The following is a 16,914-nucleotide window of genomic DNA, read 5'->3' as shown; positions in this document are numbered from 1 at the left end:
TTATAGTGTGGTTAGCTAAAGACATAAGTTACAGACTGATTTAACAGCAATTTTGAAGGAGTAAAAAATGACTGATTACAAAACATGGCTTAGCAGTTTTACCCATTGGATAAAAGATGTGAAAGAGCATGGTTTAAAAGATGTGGTTTCTGGGTTTGTTGAATCTGAGCAGGCGCTTAAAGATTTAAGTCAAGAAAGATATGAGCTCTATAAAAGCTATTTAAAGAATGATATTGAACATATAGTAGAGAACGAATCACACTATAATTCGCTTGCATGGCAAGAGCTTAAAGAGTCTCTTTGGTTTGAACTTTCGCATATAGAAGATAAAACCCAGCTTGAGTGGCAATCTTTAAGTCAAGATTTTAAGCACAATGGTGTGTATCACGCAGGCGAATGGATAGCCATGGGCACATTAGTATGTAAGAATTGCACCCATAGTTACGATGTTTATCACGCTACACAAATTACACCGTGTATTGAATGTGATGGAATCTATTTTAGTCGTAAGGCACTGCACCCTTAAATATTAGTATTAAGTGGCTGCGGGCCACTTAATACGCCCAAAGGCCAGCGAATATGCTGGTAAAAAAAGAAGTTAGAATGACGAAAAAATTGCTGCCACTATCTGTTTCAAAGCTCGCACCGAGTATTTCTACTAATCACGTAAACACGTGCATGAGCAATCCATACCCAGAGCAACTTACGTTTATAGGCCAACAACGCGCCCAAAGTGCTTTAGATTTTTCATTAGGGATGGAACTGCCGGGTTACAACGTTTATGTAATGGGCGAGGCCGCTCACGGGCGCTTTACGCTTGTTAAAGATAAACTTAAGCAACACGCAAAAGACCGCTCAACGCCAAACGAATGGTTATACGTAAATAATTACGATGACCACAGAGAACCTATTGCGCTGTTTATGCAACCAGGGCAAAGCAAGCAACTTAGTGACGACATAGATTCATTTTTAGATGAAGTGCTCGACACCTTTCCAGCTGCATTTGATAACCCAGCGTATCAGCGTAAGAAAAAATCAATCGATCGTGAATTTAACGATGCCTACGACAGTGCTATTACCGCAGTAGAAATTGCGGCGTTTGAGCAAAGCGTTGCATTAGTTGAAGAAAAAAATTCAGTAGGGTTTGCACCACTTGTAGATGGTAAACAATTAAGCGACAGCGAATTTGGCGAACTTGAAGAAACGTTACGTGAAGAGTTTTTTGAAAAAATTGAAAAGCTAGAAGATGCATTAATAGAAGCGTTAATAGAGCTGCCACGTTGGAAACGCGAATCAAAAGAAAAACAACGCAACCTTAAAAAGTCGACAGCAGAGCAAGCCACTAAACCACTTTTAAAAGACTTAGAACATAAATACGCAACTCATATTGGCGTACTGCGTTATTTAAAAGATATACGCGTTGAAATTATAGACGCGGTACTTGAATGGCTAGATGACGAAGATGAAAGTGAAGAAAGCAAAGAAGACTTTGACCGCAAAGGCATGCTTACCGACTTTTTTGCACCTAACATTTTAGTTGAGTTTAAAGAAGACGACGCAGCACCGGTTGTGTACGAGCCTAACCCAACGTTTGGCAATATATTTGGCAAAATTGAGTACTCAACATCGCAAGGCTCTTTAATTACTTGTTATCGCTCAATTCAGGCAGGTGCATTGCACCGTGCTAATGGCGGCTATTTAATTATGGACGCTGAAAAAATCATGGCAAACCCACAAGTGTGGGATGGTTTAAAGCTCGCGTTAAAAACACACCAAATTAAAAACGATTTACCGTACCAAGACAGCACAGTAGGGACGAGCTTTACACTTCGCCCGCAGCTTATACCGCTTGATGTAAAAATTATTTTATTAGGTTCGCGTGAGTTGTACTACACCATAGGTGAATACGACGAAGAATTTGCAGAGCTATTTAGAGTATTAGCTGACTTTGATTACTACTTGCCAAGTAGCGATAAATTGCAATATCAGTTTATTACTAAAGTAACCGAGTATTGCCAGCAAACATTAAAATGTACCGCTACAGAAGCGGCTATGGTGCGTTTACTTAAATTTAGTTACCGCCAAGCAGAGCATCAAAATAAATTGTCAGCGCGTTTTGCTGATGTACTTGAGCTTATTGCAGAAGCGAGTTACTACGCAAAACAAGATAAATTAACCGTTATTGACGCGCACCATATTGACGAAGCCATTGAAGGTAAACAATACCGTACCGGCCAAATTAGCGAAAATATGCTAAGTGACATAAAAGAAGGTCACACACTTATTGCAACCGACGGCCAAGCCATTGGTAAAGTAAATGGCTTAACGGTACTGCACATTGGCGATACCTCGTTTGGTACACCAGCACGTATTACCGCAACCGTTTATGCCGGCGCCGATGGCGTAATAGATGTAGAGCGCGAAGCTGAGCTTGGTAAAGCAATTCACTCAAAAGGCGTTATGTTGCTTACCGGCTACCTTGGTAATAAATATGCGCAGCACTTTAGCTTAACGCTTAGCGCTAATATTGCTATTGAGCAAAGCTATGGTTACATAGATGGCGATAGCGCATCTTTAGCAGAGTTGTGTGCGCTTATTTCGTCTATTACAAGCCTACCTATTAGCCAATCTATTGCGCTTACCGGCTCTATTAACCAACACGGCGATGTACAAGCCATTGGTGGCGTAAACGAAAAAATAGAAGGCTTTTTTAAACTGTGTAAAATGCGTGGTTTAACAGGTTCGCAAGGCGTTATCATTCCTAAATCAAACCAAGTTAATTTAGTGCTTGATGACGAAATACTTAATGCGGTTGAATCGGGTAAATTTAATATTTATGCAGTAGAAACCGTAGACCAAGCGCTTAACTTGTTAATGGATATAGAAGCTGGCGATATTATTGATGACCAGTATCCAGAAAACTCAGTAAACGGGATTGCACTTGCTCGTCTTAAAGAAATTGCCGACATAGTTAATGGCGATGATGACGACGAAAAAGACGAAGAGTCAGATAACGAAAAGTAAAACAATGAAAAAGGTTAATGATGATCAATATAATTTTGGCGGTGGTTATCGCCATTTTTTGTTTTTTAATATTTCAAAATAGTAAAAAAGCAAAACAACAAGCAGGCATAAATGCACAAATAGGGGCAGATTACTTAGCCGCTAACGCAAAAGTAGAGGGCGTGGTCGAAACCGCATCTGGCCTACAGTATAAAGTAATCCATAAAGGCGATAGTGAAAACACACCAACCTCAAAAAGTATGGTTAACGTGCATTACCATGGCACACTAATCGACGGCACTGTGTTTGACAGCTCAGTAGAGCGTAAAACACCGATTAGCTTTGGTTTACACCAAGTTATTAAAGGCTGGACTGAAGGCTTACAACTGATGAGCCCAGGCGACAAATACACGTTATACGTACCGCATCAATTAGCGTACGGCGAAAAACGGGTAGGGAGTATTCCTCCTGCCTCAGTACTTATTTTTGAAGTAGAGTTACTGGCAATTGAGTCTTAGTAATTAAATTAAATAACAAGAAAGTAAATTATGAATAAAGATGAATTACTTAAAATAGCCAAAGGTGATATTAACTTTACCTTTCAATCTATTATTTATGCATTGGCGCTATGCTTACTCGTTGCAGCTGTTTTTTTACTAGAGATGAGCGTTAACCTACAAATGGGTTTAATAGTTTGTATTATCGGTGTGTTTGGCATGACTATTTATAATAATTTAAATACTCGCCTCAATGCAGCGCTTGCTCTTATTGCGCTCTCGCAAGATAGCCAGAGCACTAAGTAACGAGTTAGTTTAATAAATTGGTATAAGCCCTACTTTAATAAAGTGGGGCTTTTTGCTTTTAGCTAACAATAAAATTTACTTAAGGATTTTAATACGAGGTCGATACCTATAATAGTTACAAAGCTATTTTAGGGATAAAATAATGAAGATTTCACCGACTCCCATTCCATACCAAGTACACAACCCAAATACTCAACCTTTAGCGCAATCAGATAAACTACCTGTTGAAAAAGCGAGTGAAGAAAAGAATGAGAAAGAGGGCGAAGAAGAGCCAAAATATGTGTTATCTAAGTTTCTAGATACTAAAGCGCAAGAATATAGTGAAGATAACGCTACGTTTAGCAATCAATATAAAAATCTAGAAAAAGTATACAAGCACTTTACTGGGCGAGTTATTGCGCTGCAAGAACAAATTAACAAGCTTAAACAAAGTCCCGTACAACGTAGTTTAACTATAAATACTTCTGCAAGTGAGTTAGATAAAAGTGATGCGAGTTTAACTTTAGATGCAGAGCATCTAGGTGCAAAACAATATAAAAACACGCAACAACAAGAGCAAATAGACATGCTAGAGCTGCAACTTGGAGAGTTGAAATCAGAGCAAGCGGCAGTAAAGCAACAAATGGTTGAGCTGGTTATTAGTGAAATGAAAAGGCGAGGTGACGACTATACTATTTAGCGCCACCAACATGCTGGTGGGCTAGCTTTTAAACTCAATTTTACTCACTTCTAGTTCAAACTCACCTTCTTGCTTACCTGCAATCATAAAGCCTAGCTGTTTTATATCGTCAAAATCAATAGTTGGTTGTTGCTCAAGCATGCGACCGCGATACGTTAAAGTAAAATCACTTGGGGCAAAATTTATATTTACCCATTCATTTTTTACTGTTTTAAATGAGTGAGTATACGCTGCGCCATCAAGAGAATTAGTTGTTCTGAGCCTGAGCTGATAAGTTTGCCCGTCACCTTTAACACGCAGCGCTACAGCTTTAGTATTTTGGCTTTGGGTATTTAGCTCTGTACGTATTGATGCAAAACCGCCGTTATTATCAAGCGAAACATTGCCTGTAAACAGTAAACTGCCTTGTATTTGTGTGAATTGGCTATTAGATACACCGCCCATTACTGAGTCGTTAACAACGTACCAGCGCTGGTTTGCATTAGCTTGCGCACTTACAACTAATAAATTAAATACAAAAAGTGATGATAGTTGTTTTGTTGTCATACGTGTTTCCTAATTGGCATTAAGTAAGTGGAGTAATTATAACTAATACGCTTTAACAACGTATTTGTTCACTAATTTAAAACTAATTATTTTTACGAGCCCACTTATCCATTATTTTATTAAATAATATTTCATCATCAGTTTGCTCACCAGGGCAGTGTTGCGCGCTACCTTGAGGCATGCCATTACTACCAAATACGGTTGAAGTATCAATTAAATAGCATTTACCGTTAAATTTTTCTAATCGTCGTGTGCCTATTGTATTTTGGCTAATAACTTCCGATTTTTGTGACTTAACCGGTGATTTAATTGTGGGCGTGGCAGCTATTGCATCATCAGTACTATCTGAGTTATCAGCTTCGCCAAACGTGACCATTTTTTTATGCGTTAAGTTATTTATAGGTGCGCCATAAATAGACGCATACGGGTTAAGTTTTTTAAACGTTTGCGTGTTGGTATTAATGGTGTGAGCAGGGGGTTGAGGTTTATTTGTAATAGTGGACTTTGTTACTGTTGTTGTTTTTGGTTTTTCGTCACGTTGTTTGGGTGCTTTAGTAACTTGTGTTTGAGTTGTAGGTGTTTTATTAGTGCTTATAGATTCAGGTACTTTTTTTACCTCTAACTTTGCAGGCTCAACAATCGGTGCGTTAGTGGTGGTGTTAACGGTGCTTAACTTAGGTTGGGTTGATAAGTTAACCATTACATAAGCGTTTATTACGGTGTCTTTTTTTGTTTGAGGTTCTTCAACCTTTATTTTTTGCGAAAGTAATTTATGTGAAAGTAATAAGTACAGCAACACGCCATGTATACATAACGAGATAACCCACGGCCACGCATTCCCTTTATTCACATCAAACCCTCAACTTAATAGTGCTGTTAAGAGTCAATAAAATACATTTAGTTCACCTAAAGTTAATGTGTTTTACTTTGTAGCTTTATTGCAAATACAACAAAACTATTTTGTTGTTTTTGCATGTGCTTGGTTACGTTATTATGAGCGCAATCAAACTTAGGAGGCATTATGACATTACTTTTTGAACCAATAGAACTTGCAGGTAAAACATTAAAAAACCGTATTGTTATGCCCCCAATGACTCGCTCGCGTTCAACACAGCCTGGCGATATAGCTAACGACTTAATGGCAACATATTACGCACAGCGCGCAAGTGCCGGGCTAATTGTAAGCGAAGGCACACAAATTAGTGAACTTGGCAAAGGCTACGCTTGGACTCCGGGTATTTATTCAAATGAGCAAGTTGCAGGCTGGAGTAAAGTAACAAGCGCAGTACATAGCGCTGGTGGCGTGCAGCCTATTTCAGCCTCGGCCATTGCTGCAAAAGACGTAAAAGTATTTGTAGATACAAACGGCGCACCGGGGTTTGTAGACACCCAACTCCCACGCGAAATGAGCAAACAAGATATTACGCATGTCATAGGCGAATTTCGCCAAGCTGCTAAAAATGCAGTTAATGCAGGATTTGATGGCATAGAGCTTCATGCTGCTAATGGTTACCTTATTAACCAATTTTTAGACTCAGAATCAAATGCTCGCACCGATGAATATGGTGGCAGCGTGCAAAACCGAATACGTTTTTTAATTGAAGTGGTAAATGCTGTTAGCGACGAAATTGGTAGCAGCAAAGTAGGCGTAAGACTAGCCCCGTTAACAACTCTTAATGGCACAGTAGACGAAAACCCTGAGGAAACTTATTTAGCGGTTTCGGAGGCATTAAATAAAGCCAGCGTAGGTTACATGCATATAGCCGAAGCTGATTGGGATGACGCACCTTTAATGAGTGTTGAGTTTAAACACGCTATTCGTAAAGCCTACAGCGGTGTATTAATTTACGCAGGCAAGTACACAAAAGAGCGCGCAGACAAAGCACTTAGCGAAGGCTGGGCCGACATGATTGGTTTTGGTCGCCCATTTGTATCAAACCCAGACTTACCAGCACGCTTAAAGCAAGGCAAGCCTCTTAACAGCCACAACCCCGACACTTTGTTTGGTGGTGCAGAGCAAGGCTATACCGATTATCCAACGGTATAATTGCTAGTCAGTAATAAACATTGAGTAAAAACATGAAGGGCTGCATTTTATGCAGCCCTTTTTTGTGCACTGATTCTATTAGCTTTATCTTGAGCAAAAAATAAAAAACGCGTAAGTTAACCGGGTTACCTATTTTAATAACAAGAAAATAAATGAAAGCCAAAGAGATAGAACAATTAGAATTATCAAATTCTGAAACCCGAGAAGTTATTACCCCCTACGCCTTTAAAATAGACAGTGCTTTACTGGGCTTGCCTTTAGCTACGCCAATTCGGCGTGCACTAGCGATTATTATTGATGTAGCACTGATATTTTTAGCAGCCAAACTCAGCGCGGCTTTAATAGCATTTATTGCTGCAATGGCCTTTTATAAAGGTACGGCACAGCAATACCTTCCAAAAATGTCGAATGTGTGGCGAAGAATCTTAAAAATAACGGCAGCAAGTATTTTATTTGTAAGCGCACTTACAGTGCTTTCAATTGGCATTGATTACCTAGAAGACGATAACACTGATCAAGGTTTAGCTGTTCAGGGCGTAAAAATACAAGATGAAATACAGCTTACCGCCACAGAAAAACAACGGGTAAATACTTATTTAGCACAAACAGCAGATGAAAGCTGTGAGCAACCTTGCCAACAAAACGCGCTTGATAATTTAATCGGGCAAGTACCTAAATTAGCAGAAATGGACGACCTACAAAACCCACAACTTGCTACCGTACTTTTACAGCTACTAGTGCTCAGTGAAAATAACGAAATAAAGCCTGCGCAGTTAATAGAAGAAAAACCTGCACAAACAACCACAAATAGTATTTTGCAGTGGAGCAAAGGCATTATTCAAGACTTAGGCTTAGGGTTTGGTTGGGCTGCTGTTTACTTTACGTTGTTCTCGTTACTTTGGCGCGGCCAAACACCGGGTAAAAAGGTATGTAATATTCGTGTGGTTGCCTTAAGCGGTGAGCCATTAGGATTATTAGATTGTTTTGGTCGCTACGGCGGCTACGGTGCAGGTTTTGCAACGGGATTATTGGGGTTTTTACAGATATATTGGGACCCAAACAGGCAAGCCATTCAAGATAAGATATCAGCAACAGTGGTTATTAAAGGTAACTTGAATCAAGTTGTAAATGTTGAAACGGTAGAAGATGCAGTGAAGAAGTAATAAAAACTAACGGGATTAAAAAAGTGTAGCTATAAATAGAAAAAGGTCTAAAATTAGTGCTTAATTTAGTTCTTTTTAGGTGTTTTATGAGACAGGTTTTAGCTGATTGTTCGGCAAGTATTTCAGAACTTAAAAAAAATCCAACAGCGCTTCTAAATGAAGCAGATGGCGCTGCAATAGCCATATTAAATCATAACAAGCCCGCAGCTTACTTAGTACCTGCACCAATGTATGAACTAATTATGGAACAACTGGATGATTATGAACTAACTAAAGTTGTTGAGAGCCGCAGAGGCGATTTATCTCAAGCGGTTGAAGTTAGTATAGATGACTTATAAGTTAAAGTTTTTACCTGCAGCCTTAAAGGAGTGGGAGAAACTTGCGCCACCACTTAAAAGCCAGTTTAAAAAGAAACTTACTGAACGATTAGATGATCCCCATGTGCCAGCCTCTAAATTACGCGGTTTTGATAATGTTTATAAAATAAAATTGCGTACGGCAGGATATCGCCTTGCTTACGAAGTTATTGATAACGAAGTTTTGGTTTATGTACTGGCAATTGGTAAACGCGATAAAGATGCAATATATAAAAAGTTAGCGTCCCGAACTAAGTAATAGGGGCTGTCACTTGGAAAAATTAAGCTTCTTAAATGCTTTTATCTAGTTGTTTATTTCCAAAGTTAAAGCCTTTCTCTTAATAAAAGAACGTAGGAAAGCGAAAGCAGGAAGCCTAATTATAGAAGGAATTAAATTTTGAACTACTTCGATTTTTCAATATACCCAAAGAAATCTCTACATGAAAATGTCATATTTTGGTGGGCAACTTTAACACCACTTAGTTTATCACTATTATTGGCTGTTTTATTGATACCTGAACTTAATTTTGAAATTAGCGTGAAGGGGTATAAATACTTTTTGACAGCTTTTTCACTTCCTTTAGGTATCGCATCAATTTCTATAATACTAGGTGTTATGGTTGGGCGCTTTCATAGTTCGAAGCAAAGTGCTATTTCAATTTCACAAAATGAGAGTAATTTCCAGTTAGCTAGAAAAAACCAAACCTTTCAGCATTATTTTGAGCATAGAACTCAATTCGAAAACTGGATAAAGTTAGAAGGTGTGAAATTAAGCATCTTAGATCAAAGTGACGCTATAGATGTAAATGCTATGGGATTATATGATTTGTTGTTTTCAAGTAACAGCATTGAATATTTAGAATATTCAGTCGATCGAGAAGAGCTATTTCATCATGTACTAAGTAAGTCACAAATAATTTCTTTTGAATTGACTAATAAAGATAGCTTTTCAGCAGAGTGGGCTTGCTTAAAATTATTATCTTTCATAAATATTCAGCCATTTAAAACTAAACAAGACTACTGGGCACCTTATTATGATAGAGATGCCTTTATTGAGTTGGTATTAGAAATCCCTCGAGTTATTTATAAATCCTCAGAGTTCCTATTGTTAACAGGTTTAGATAGTGATGACGTAAATTTATATGAAATATTTGAGATATTAATAAAAGAACTAGATAAAAGCTCATTTTTTGAAAAGCTAAATAATTAACTGAACTCTTAAATGACTTGCTTTTGGAAAGTGACAATGATTATTTTTAATAATTAAGTATTTTAATTTTCGAATAATGCCAGTAATAAATTGACTGAACTATTCCTATTTTTGTGGCTTGAGGCTAACCCCAAACCCAACAACTCCCATTAACAACACAAATCCCCATACAAACACATTGCCGTATTGGCTGTATACGCTGTCGCCTTTTATAAGCTTAATGTTGGCTTTCAATGTAGTAGCTTCAAACTGAGGCATAGTTTTTTGTACGTGGCTTATAGGGTCGTATACGGCGCTTACACCATTGTTTGTAACACGCACTAGAGGGCGTTGTAGCTCGAGCGCGCGCATACGGGCTATTTGCATATGTTGCAAAGGCCCAATAGAGTCGCCAAACCAGGCATCGTTACTTACCGTAAAGAGTAGGTCGGAGTCGCTTTTGTAATTACCGCGTACTAAGTCGGCAAAAACAATTTCGTAGCAAATAGCGGGGAGTAAATTAAAGCCGTTGGCGCGCAAGTTGTTTTGCACTTTGTCGCCACGGGTAAACGATGACATAGGTAAATCGAATAATGGGGCAATAGGGCGCAAAAAGTCTTGAAACGGTACAAATTCGCCAATAGGTAACAGCTGGTGTTTTTGATAGCGGTTTTTATCAAGGTAATGATAATGCCCGTGCTCGTCGCCGCGTTCTTTATTACCGACCACAATAAGCGTGTTGAATATATTTTTGGTGTCTCGCTGATAGTCAACAATACCGGTTACAAGGGCGGTTTTATTAAACGAGGCGGCACTGTCTAAATTGGCTAGGTAGGAATCAGCAAGCATCTCTATTTCAGGCACGGCGGCTTCTGGCCATACTATTAAGTCGGCATCCCAATGTGGGCGTGTCATGTCTTGGTATTTGCTCATTGTGGTCCAAAACTCACTTGGCTCAAAGCGCAGGTGTTGCTGTATGTTCCCTTGTACGAGCAAAACTGACATGTTTTTATCTGTGTAATGAATACTGCCGGTGGTGCTTGCGCCTGTAAAAATAAGCGCAACAGCTGTAGCAGTAACCGCCGGGGTTTTAAAGTCTTTTTGGGTAAGTCTATACAGTGCAAAGCCAATAGCGACACAGGTAAGTGTTAAGCCAAACTCGCCAATATAAGGGGCAAGCAACCTTAAAGGTCCGTCGGTTTGTGTGTAGCCAAAACTTAACCACGGGAAACCGGTAAGTACGGTGCCACGTAAATACTCGCTAATTGCAAAGCAGGCAATAAGCAATGCGCCAAAGCTTTTAGGGCCTGTGGCAAAGCGTGTAGTTGCCCAAAAGGCAAGTGCGGGAAATAACGCTAAGTAGGCGCACAAAAAAGCCATTAACGAAAGCGACGCTATAAGCGGCATGCCGCCAAAGGTGGCAATAGAAACATGTACCCAGCTTATACCGGCACCAAACCAGCCTAGGCCAAAGATAAAGCCATATTTAGCAGCGGTTTTTGCGTGTGCTTTACCGGTATTATTAGGGTTAATGCAAAAAATTATGGTACCAAGGCTAATAAATACGATGGGCCAAATTTCAAAGGGGGCATAGCCAAAAGTTAAAACAAGGCCCGCAACGAGTGCGAGCCATGCTTTTTTATCTTTTGCTAATAGGGTAAGTCTAGTTAGCAGTTTCTTCACTGTCGTTATCATCAGCCTTAGGAACGGTGACTTGCAGTTGCAAAATACGACGATTGTCGGCGTTGGTTACTTTAAATTGGTAACCTTCTATGTCAATCGTTTCACCACGGCTTGGCATATGGCCAAATGCGTGCAGTACAGTTCCGCCAATAGTATCGGCTTCGTCTGTGCTGTAGCCTGTTTTAAAATGCTCGTTAAAGTCATCTACAGGTGTGAGTGCTTGCACTACGTGAACATGTTTAGCAAGTCGACGAATATCTTGATGTTCTTCTTCTTCGTCGTGCTCATCTTCGATTTCGCCAACAATTATTTCAAGAATATCTTCAATCGTTACCAAGCCCGATACGCCGCCGTATTCGTCAATAACAACAGCCATATGGTAGCGTTGCTGACGGAATTCGTTTAGCAATGTATCAACACGTTTGCTCTCAGGTACTACCATTGCTGGGCGTAAATAATCGCGTATTGATGGTAAATGCTCGTCTTTATTTAAGATTAGTGGCAATAAATCTTTAGCGAGTAAAAAACCTTCTACATGGTCTTTGTCTTCAATCACCACAGGAAAACGTGAGTGAGTTGAGTCAACCATCATTGGAATTAGCTCTTCAAGCGGGCTGTCGATCTCAAGAGTGATCATTTGTGAGCGCGGAACCATTATGTCTCGCACTTTAAGCTCAGACACGCCAAGCACACCTTCTATCATCTCTTTTGTTTCAGGATCGATTACGTCTCGTTCTTGCGCATCGGCAATAACTTCGACCAGCTCTTCTCTATTCTGGGGTTCCCCTTGCAACATTTGGGCTATTCTGCCCAACCACGTTTTGCCAGAAGAACCCTGGCTAGATTGCGAGTTACCGTCGCTCATTGCGTCTAATTGCTCCGTTAATTTAAATATCGTCCCGGTATGGGTCTGCTATGTTTAGCTCTGCAAGTAATTGCTTTTCGATGCTTTCCATCTCTAAAGCATCGTCACTCTTTATATGGTCAAATCCAAGCAAATGCAAGCATCCGTGAATAACCATGTGAGCAAAGTGGTCATGAAATGACTTCTCTTGCTCAATTGCTTCAGCTAATACAATGGCTGGGCAAATAATTAAATCACCAACCAAGGGAATATCTATTCCCGGTGGTGCTTCAAATTCGAACGACAGTACGTTGGTCGGTTTATTTTTACCGCGATAGTCGTTATTAAGTTGTTGCGATTGCGCTTCGTCGCTAATAACGATACTGAGTTCTGACTCGTCACGGTATTGGCTAAGGGCTTTGTCGGCCCACAGTGCAAATTGCTCTTCGCTTGGGAGGTTGTCAAACTCACAGGCTATTTGTAAATCAAGTTCGGTTGTCAAAGTATTACTCTTTAGTAGTAGGCTGTTGAAGAGCAGCAAGTGCGTCTTTTGCATTTTGCTTTTCAATGCGCTTTAATCGCTCGCTTTCGTCGTTTCGCTCGTAGGCTTCAACTATGCGTGCTACAACAGGGTGGCGTACTACGTCTTGGGCTTTAAAGTAGTTAAAGCTAATTTCGTTTACGCCATCAAGTACTTCCATTGCATGGCGAAGGCCAGAACGTGTACCACGAGGTAAATCGACCTGTGTTATATCGCCTGTAATAACCGCTTTTGAGTTAAACCCTATACGGGTTAAAAACATTTTCATTTGCTCGGCGGTGGTATTTTGGCTTTCATCTAAAATAATAAAGGCATCGTTTAAAGTACGTCCGCGCATGTAAGCAAGCGGGGCGACTTCAATGATATTTTTTTCGATGAGTTTTTCTACTTTTTCAAAACCTAGCATTTCAAAAAGAGCGTCGTAAAGAGGGCGCAGGTACGGGTCTATTTTTTGACTTAAATCACCGGGTAAAAAACCAAGCTTTTCGCCCGCTTCTACAGCAGGGCGCGTTAATAATATGCGGCGTATTTCTTGGCGCTCAAGGGCGTCAACGGCGGCAGCAACTGCAAGGTAGGTTTTACCAGTACCAGCAGGGCCAATACCAAAGGTAATGTCGTGGTTTAAAATATTAGCGACATAAACACCTTGGTTATCGTTACGTGGTTTAATAACACCACGGCGCGTTTTAATCACCATTTCTTTGCCGTAAGCGCTGCTTGATGCGTCTTGCTCTAGGGCTTTTGATTCGGTAATAGCTAAATGAACGGCTTCGGGTTCTATTTCGCCTAAAACACCACGAACTGGCTGAGTATCAACATAAAGGTTTTTTAAGATTTCTACAGCGCCGGCGCAGTTGTGTAGTTTACCGGTTACTTTAAAAAAGTTGTCACGGTGAATTATTTCAACAGCCAGGTGGCGTTCAATTTGTTTGATGTTTTCGTCAAACGGGCCACATAAAGAAGAAAGGCGTTTGTTATCGGCAGGTTCTAAATAAATCTCTAATGTTTTTAACTGATTACTCAAAATTGCTTCCTATAGTACTGCGCCAGCGTTAACTGGCGCTAATAGTATGACTAAGGAACGAAAGAAGCTACGCCAATTTCGTTAACAGTGTCTGGTTTTGGCTCTGCAGCTGCAGCTTTAGTTAAAATAGCTGAAGGCGCGATTTCACGTCGTAAGTTCATTTCTGATTCTGTACGAATTAAGTCACCACGTAAAGAGTTAGGTAGTGCTTCGGTAATACGTACGTCAACAAACTGTCCGATCACTGTGTGCGGGCCAACAAAATTTACTACACGGTTATTTTCGGTACGGCCACGTAACTCCATTGGGTTCTTTTTAGAAGGACCTTCAACAAGTATACGTTGCTCTGTATCGAACATTTGACGGCTAATTTGCTGCGCCATTTGTGTAATACGGTTTTGTAGTAAGTATAAGCGTTCTTTTTTCTCTTGCTCTGTTACGTCATCTGGCAAATCTGCCGCTGGCGTACCTGGGCGGGCACTGTAAATAAAGCTAAAGCTCATATCAAAACCAATGTCGCTAATAAGCTTCATGGTTGCTTCAAAGTCTTCTTTACTTTCGCCTGGGAAACCAATAATGAAATCTGACGACATGCTTAAGTTAGGACGAATTTTGCGTAACTTACGAATTGTCGATTTGTATTCAATTGCCGTATGGCCACGTTTCATTAGGTTTAATATACGGTCTGAACCACTTTGTACTGGTAGGTGTAAGTGATCTACAAGCTCTGGTACATCAGCGTAAACGTCGATTATATCAGGCGTAAATTCTACCGGGTGCGAGGTGGTGTAACGAATACGGTCAATACCATCAATAGCAGCAATAAGACGAATTAAATCTGAGAAGTAACATATTTCGCCATCGTGCGTGTCGCCGCGGTATGCGTTTACGTTTTGGCCTAGTAGGTTTACTTCACGTACGTTTTGCTCAGCAAGTTGTGCAATTTCAAGTAGTACGTCATCTACTGGGCGGCTAACTTCTTCGCCGCGAGTATATGGTACAACACAAAAAGTACAGTATTTAGAACAGCCTTCCATAATTGATACAAACGCAGATGGGCCATCCGCTTTTGGCTCTGGCAGGCGGTCAAACTTTTCAATCTCTGGGAATGAAATATCAACAACCGATGAGCCTTTGTTGCCTTGCACTTGTTTAATCATTTCTGGTAAACGATGCAATGTTTGCGGGCCAAAAATAACATCTACAAATGGTGCGCGTTGGCGAATAGAGTCACCTTCTTGTGAGGCAACACAACCACCTACACCAATTATTAAGTCTGGCTTGTCGTCTTTTAACAACTTCCAACGACCTAACTGGTGAAATACTTTTTCTTGTGCTTTTTCACGAATTGAACAGGTGTTAAGTAAGATTACGTCGGCATCTGTTGCATCATCAGTTAGCTGGTAGCCGTTGGTGGCATCTAAAAGTTCAGCCATTTTCTGAGAGTCGTATTCGTTCATCTGACAACCCCAGGTTTTAATATGCAGCTTTTTGCTCATTGAAATATTGCCTCGTGTTCAATTCGATAGTGGCACAAAAATGTGCTAGAAACAGGATTAAGGAGCAAGCATGCTCACTTAAAGGAGGCGTATTTTAGCTGGATACCCGCCCAGATCCAAGTATAGTTTTCATGTTTGTGATCTCAAATCAATACAGGGCGAGTTTAATGTGCTGTTAGGGATATCCTCTGGTATAAAACAAATTAATTTTGATACAATCAAAACAGACTCAAGTAATAATAAAATGATGAAAAACATGACCAAAAATAATGTGATAGTGGTTGGCGGGGGCATGGTTGGCGCGGCTATGGCGATAAAGCTGGCTCAGCAAGGCTTTAGCGTGCGCATAATTGAAAAACACCTAATAGACCCATCGCACATTCTTAGTAGCGATAAAGTGGATATTAGAGTGTCTGCCATTAATCGTTTTTCAGAAAATTTACTTGATGAATTAGGGGCAATGCCTCTTTTAAGGCAAAACCGCATAGCACCTTATCAACAATTAGAGGCTTTTGAGCGCGGTGGTGACAATTTATTATTTGATTGCGCCGACATAAACACGACACATTTAGGCCACTTGATTGAAAATAGTTTAATTCAAGCAAGTTTGTGGCAGCAATTTGGGCATTATAAGATTGAGGTTATTGAGCAATCATTGCCGGTAACTAAAATAGAGCAAACGGATGATTTAATTACGCTTGTGTATGGTGATCAAACCTATACAGCTGATTTAGTAATTGCCGCCGATGGTGGGCAATCGCAGCTGCGTGCTAAAGCTAATATTGGTATTACGGGTTGGCAGTACCAACAGCATTGCATGGGGGTATTAATTAAACTCGATGCACCGCAACAAATTAAAACATGGCAACAGTTTACACCAAGTGGGCCGTTAGCATTTTTACCAATGCAGGCACCGTACGCTAATTTAATTTGGTACGACGATGCAAATACATTGCAAGCATTTAAAGGGCTAAACCCAACTCAGTTAAAAACGCACATACTGAATAAATTCCCAGAACTTGCTGGAGACTTTGAAGTACAAACCCATGCAGTATTTCCGCTTACTCGCCAACATGCTAATAATTATTCGCAAGGGCGCATGGTTTTAGTAGGCGATGCAGCGCATACAATTAACCCACTTGCAGGGCAGGGCGTTAATTTAGGTTTTCAGGACGTAGTGGCACTTGCTGAGGTTTTAAACGAAGCAGGAGATATAGGTTGCCCACTAAAACTTAAAGAATACGAGCGAGCTCGCCGCAGGGCTAATTTATTAATGATGAGCATGATGGACGCGTGTTACTTTGGGTTTTCTAATCAAATTACGCCACTTAAATGGGCACGCAGCCAGTTTTTAAAAATGGCTAATAATACGGGGCCAATAAAAAACTGGGTTTTAAAATACGCAATTAGTGGTGATTTAGGCTAAATTTAAAGTAGATATTAGAAAGGCTCATTTATGAGCCTTTTTTTATGTCTGTTTTTAAGTCAGCAAATAGTGACTCGGCTATATTGAACACGGTTTTAATTTAACTGGTGT

General features: G+C 40.1%; 18 protein-coding genes. 11 read left to right on the top strand and 7 right to left on the bottom strand.

The window, feature by feature from the left end; genetic code table 11:
• The first annotated feature begins 67 nt into the window (after positions 1–67).
• The 5 genes from I6F40_RS07260 (at position 68) to I6F40_RS07240 (ending at position 4,485) form a co-directional block, all read left to right on the top strand.
• Positions 68–526 carry a zinc ribbon-containing protein gene (locus tag I6F40_RS07260; RefSeq protein WP_007585575.1) on the top strand — a complete coding sequence of 153 codons (459 nt, stop codon included), beginning with the start codon at positions 68–70 and terminating at the stop codon, positions 524–526.
• A 77-nt stretch (positions 527–603) separates the two neighbouring features.
• The gene (locus I6F40_RS07255; protein ID WP_231609321.1) at positions 604–3,024 is read left to right on the top strand and encodes a Lon protease family protein; all 2,421 of its coding nucleotides are present in this window, start codon (positions 604–606) and stop codon (positions 3,022–3,024) included.
• 20 nt (positions 3,025–3,044) lie between these two features.
• The gene (locus tag I6F40_RS07250) at positions 3,045–3,521 is read left to right on the top strand and encodes an FKBP-type peptidyl-prolyl cis-trans isomerase (protein ID WP_166419228.1); all 477 of its coding nucleotides are present in this window, start codon (positions 3,045–3,047) and stop codon (positions 3,519–3,521) included.
• Between the two features lie 30 nt (positions 3,522–3,551).
• Positions 3,552–3,806 (top strand): hypothetical protein, encoded by a 255-nt coding sequence (locus tag I6F40_RS07245; RefSeq protein WP_166419144.1) that lies wholly within the window; start codon positions 3,552–3,554, stop codon positions 3,804–3,806.
• Between the two features lie 142 nt (positions 3,807–3,948).
• Entirely contained in the window at positions 3,949–4,485 is a 537-nt protein-coding gene (locus I6F40_RS07240; RefSeq protein ID WP_197192703.1) for a hypothetical protein, read from the top strand.
• Positions 4,486–4,506: 21 nt separating this feature from the next.
• On the opposite strand, the gene I6F40_RS07235 is transcribed toward I6F40_RS07240, so the two are convergent.
• Positions 4,507–5,031 (bottom strand): CIA30 family protein, encoded by a 525-nt coding sequence (locus I6F40_RS07235; protein WP_197192702.1) that lies wholly within the window; start codon positions 5,029–5,031, stop codon positions 4,507–4,509.
• A gap of 82 nt (positions 5,032–5,113) precedes the next feature.
• Positions 5,114–5,881 (bottom strand): hypothetical protein, encoded by a 768-nt coding sequence (locus I6F40_RS07230; RefSeq protein ID WP_166376723.1) that lies wholly within the window; start codon positions 5,879–5,881, stop codon positions 5,114–5,116.
• Positions 5,882–6,052: 171 nt separating this feature from the next.
• On the opposite strand from I6F40_RS07230, the gene I6F40_RS07225 reads away from it, so the two are divergent.
• The 5 genes from I6F40_RS07225 to I6F40_RS07205 all read left to right on the top strand — a co-directional run bounded on the left by I6F40_RS07225 (position 6,053) and on the right by I6F40_RS07205 (position 9,807).
• On the top strand, positions 6,053–7,078 hold the full coding sequence (locus I6F40_RS07225) for an alkene reductase (RefSeq protein ID WP_197192701.1): 1,026 nt from the start codon (positions 6,053–6,055) through the stop codon (positions 7,076–7,078).
• 152 nt (positions 7,079–7,230) lie between these two features.
• Positions 7,231–8,241 (top strand): RDD family protein, encoded by a 1,011-nt coding sequence (locus I6F40_RS07220; RefSeq protein ID WP_197192700.1) that lies wholly within the window; start codon positions 7,231–7,233, stop codon positions 8,239–8,241.
• Between the two features lie 86 nt (positions 8,242–8,327).
• A complete protein-coding gene (locus I6F40_RS07215) occupies positions 8,328–8,579 on the top strand; it encodes a type II toxin-antitoxin system Phd/YefM family antitoxin (RefSeq protein WP_033029102.1) in 252 nt (83 codons plus the stop codon).
• Positions 8,569–8,856, top strand: a complete 288-nt coding sequence (locus I6F40_RS07210) for a type II toxin-antitoxin system RelE family toxin (RefSeq protein WP_197192699.1) — start codon at positions 8,569–8,571, stop codon at positions 8,854–8,856. The genes I6F40_RS07215 and I6F40_RS07210 overlap by 11 nt, the downstream gene beginning before the upstream one ends.
• Positions 8,857–8,994: 138 nt before the next feature.
• Complete coding sequence (locus I6F40_RS07205; RefSeq protein WP_197192698.1) at positions 8,995–9,807, top strand: hypothetical protein; 813 nt, start codon at positions 8,995–8,997, stop codon at positions 9,805–9,807.
• Positions 9,808–9,912: 105 nt separating this feature from the next.
• Here the strand turns inward: I6F40_RS07205 and lnt are convergent, their stop codons facing one another.
• Genes lnt through miaB form a run of 5 tightly spaced genes read right to left on the bottom strand, consistent with a single transcriptional unit; the run spans position 9,913 to position 15,377 of the window.
• Positions 9,913–11,469 (bottom strand): apolipoprotein N-acyltransferase, encoded by a 1,557-nt coding sequence (gene lnt / locus I6F40_RS07200; RefSeq protein ID WP_197192697.1) that lies wholly within the window; start codon positions 11,467–11,469, stop codon positions 9,913–9,915.
• Positions 11,450–12,334, bottom strand: coding sequence for a CNNM family magnesium/cobalt transport protein CorC (corC, locus tag I6F40_RS07195; protein ID WP_007585597.1), 885 nt, complete (start codon positions 12,332–12,334; stop codon positions 11,450–11,452). Before corC ends, lnt begins: the two co-directional genes overlap by 20 nt.
• A 22-nt stretch (positions 12,335–12,356) precedes the next feature.
• Complete coding sequence (gene ybeY / locus I6F40_RS07190) at positions 12,357–12,815, bottom strand: rRNA maturation RNase YbeY (protein ID WP_002958542.1); 459 nt, start codon at positions 12,813–12,815, stop codon at positions 12,357–12,359.
• A 4-nt stretch (positions 12,816–12,819) separates the two neighbouring features.
• Entirely contained in the window at positions 12,820–13,878 is a 1,059-nt protein-coding gene (locus I6F40_RS07185; RefSeq protein WP_007585598.1) for a PhoH family protein, read from the bottom strand.
• Positions 13,879–13,928: 50 nt separating this feature from the next.
• A complete protein-coding gene (gene miaB, locus I6F40_RS07180; protein WP_101216148.1) occupies positions 13,929–15,377 on the bottom strand; it encodes a tRNA (N6-isopentenyl adenosine(37)-C2)-methylthiotransferase MiaB in 1,449 nt (482 codons plus the stop codon).
• Between the two features lie 169 nt (positions 15,378–15,546).
• Here miaB and I6F40_RS07175 point away from each other — a divergent pair, with 169 nt between their 5' ends.
• Entirely contained in the window at positions 15,547–16,803 is a 1,257-nt protein-coding gene (locus tag I6F40_RS07175) for an FAD-dependent oxidoreductase (protein ID WP_166376716.1), read from the top strand.
• Positions 16,804–16,914 lie beyond the last annotated feature (111 nt).

Source organism: Pseudoalteromonas sp. SWXJ133 (assembly GCF_015864365.1).
Classification (GTDB): Bacteria; Pseudomonadota; Gammaproteobacteria; order Enterobacterales; family Alteromonadaceae; genus Pseudoalteromonas; species Pseudoalteromonas arctica.
This window is presented reverse-complemented; position numbering and strand designations above follow the sequence as displayed.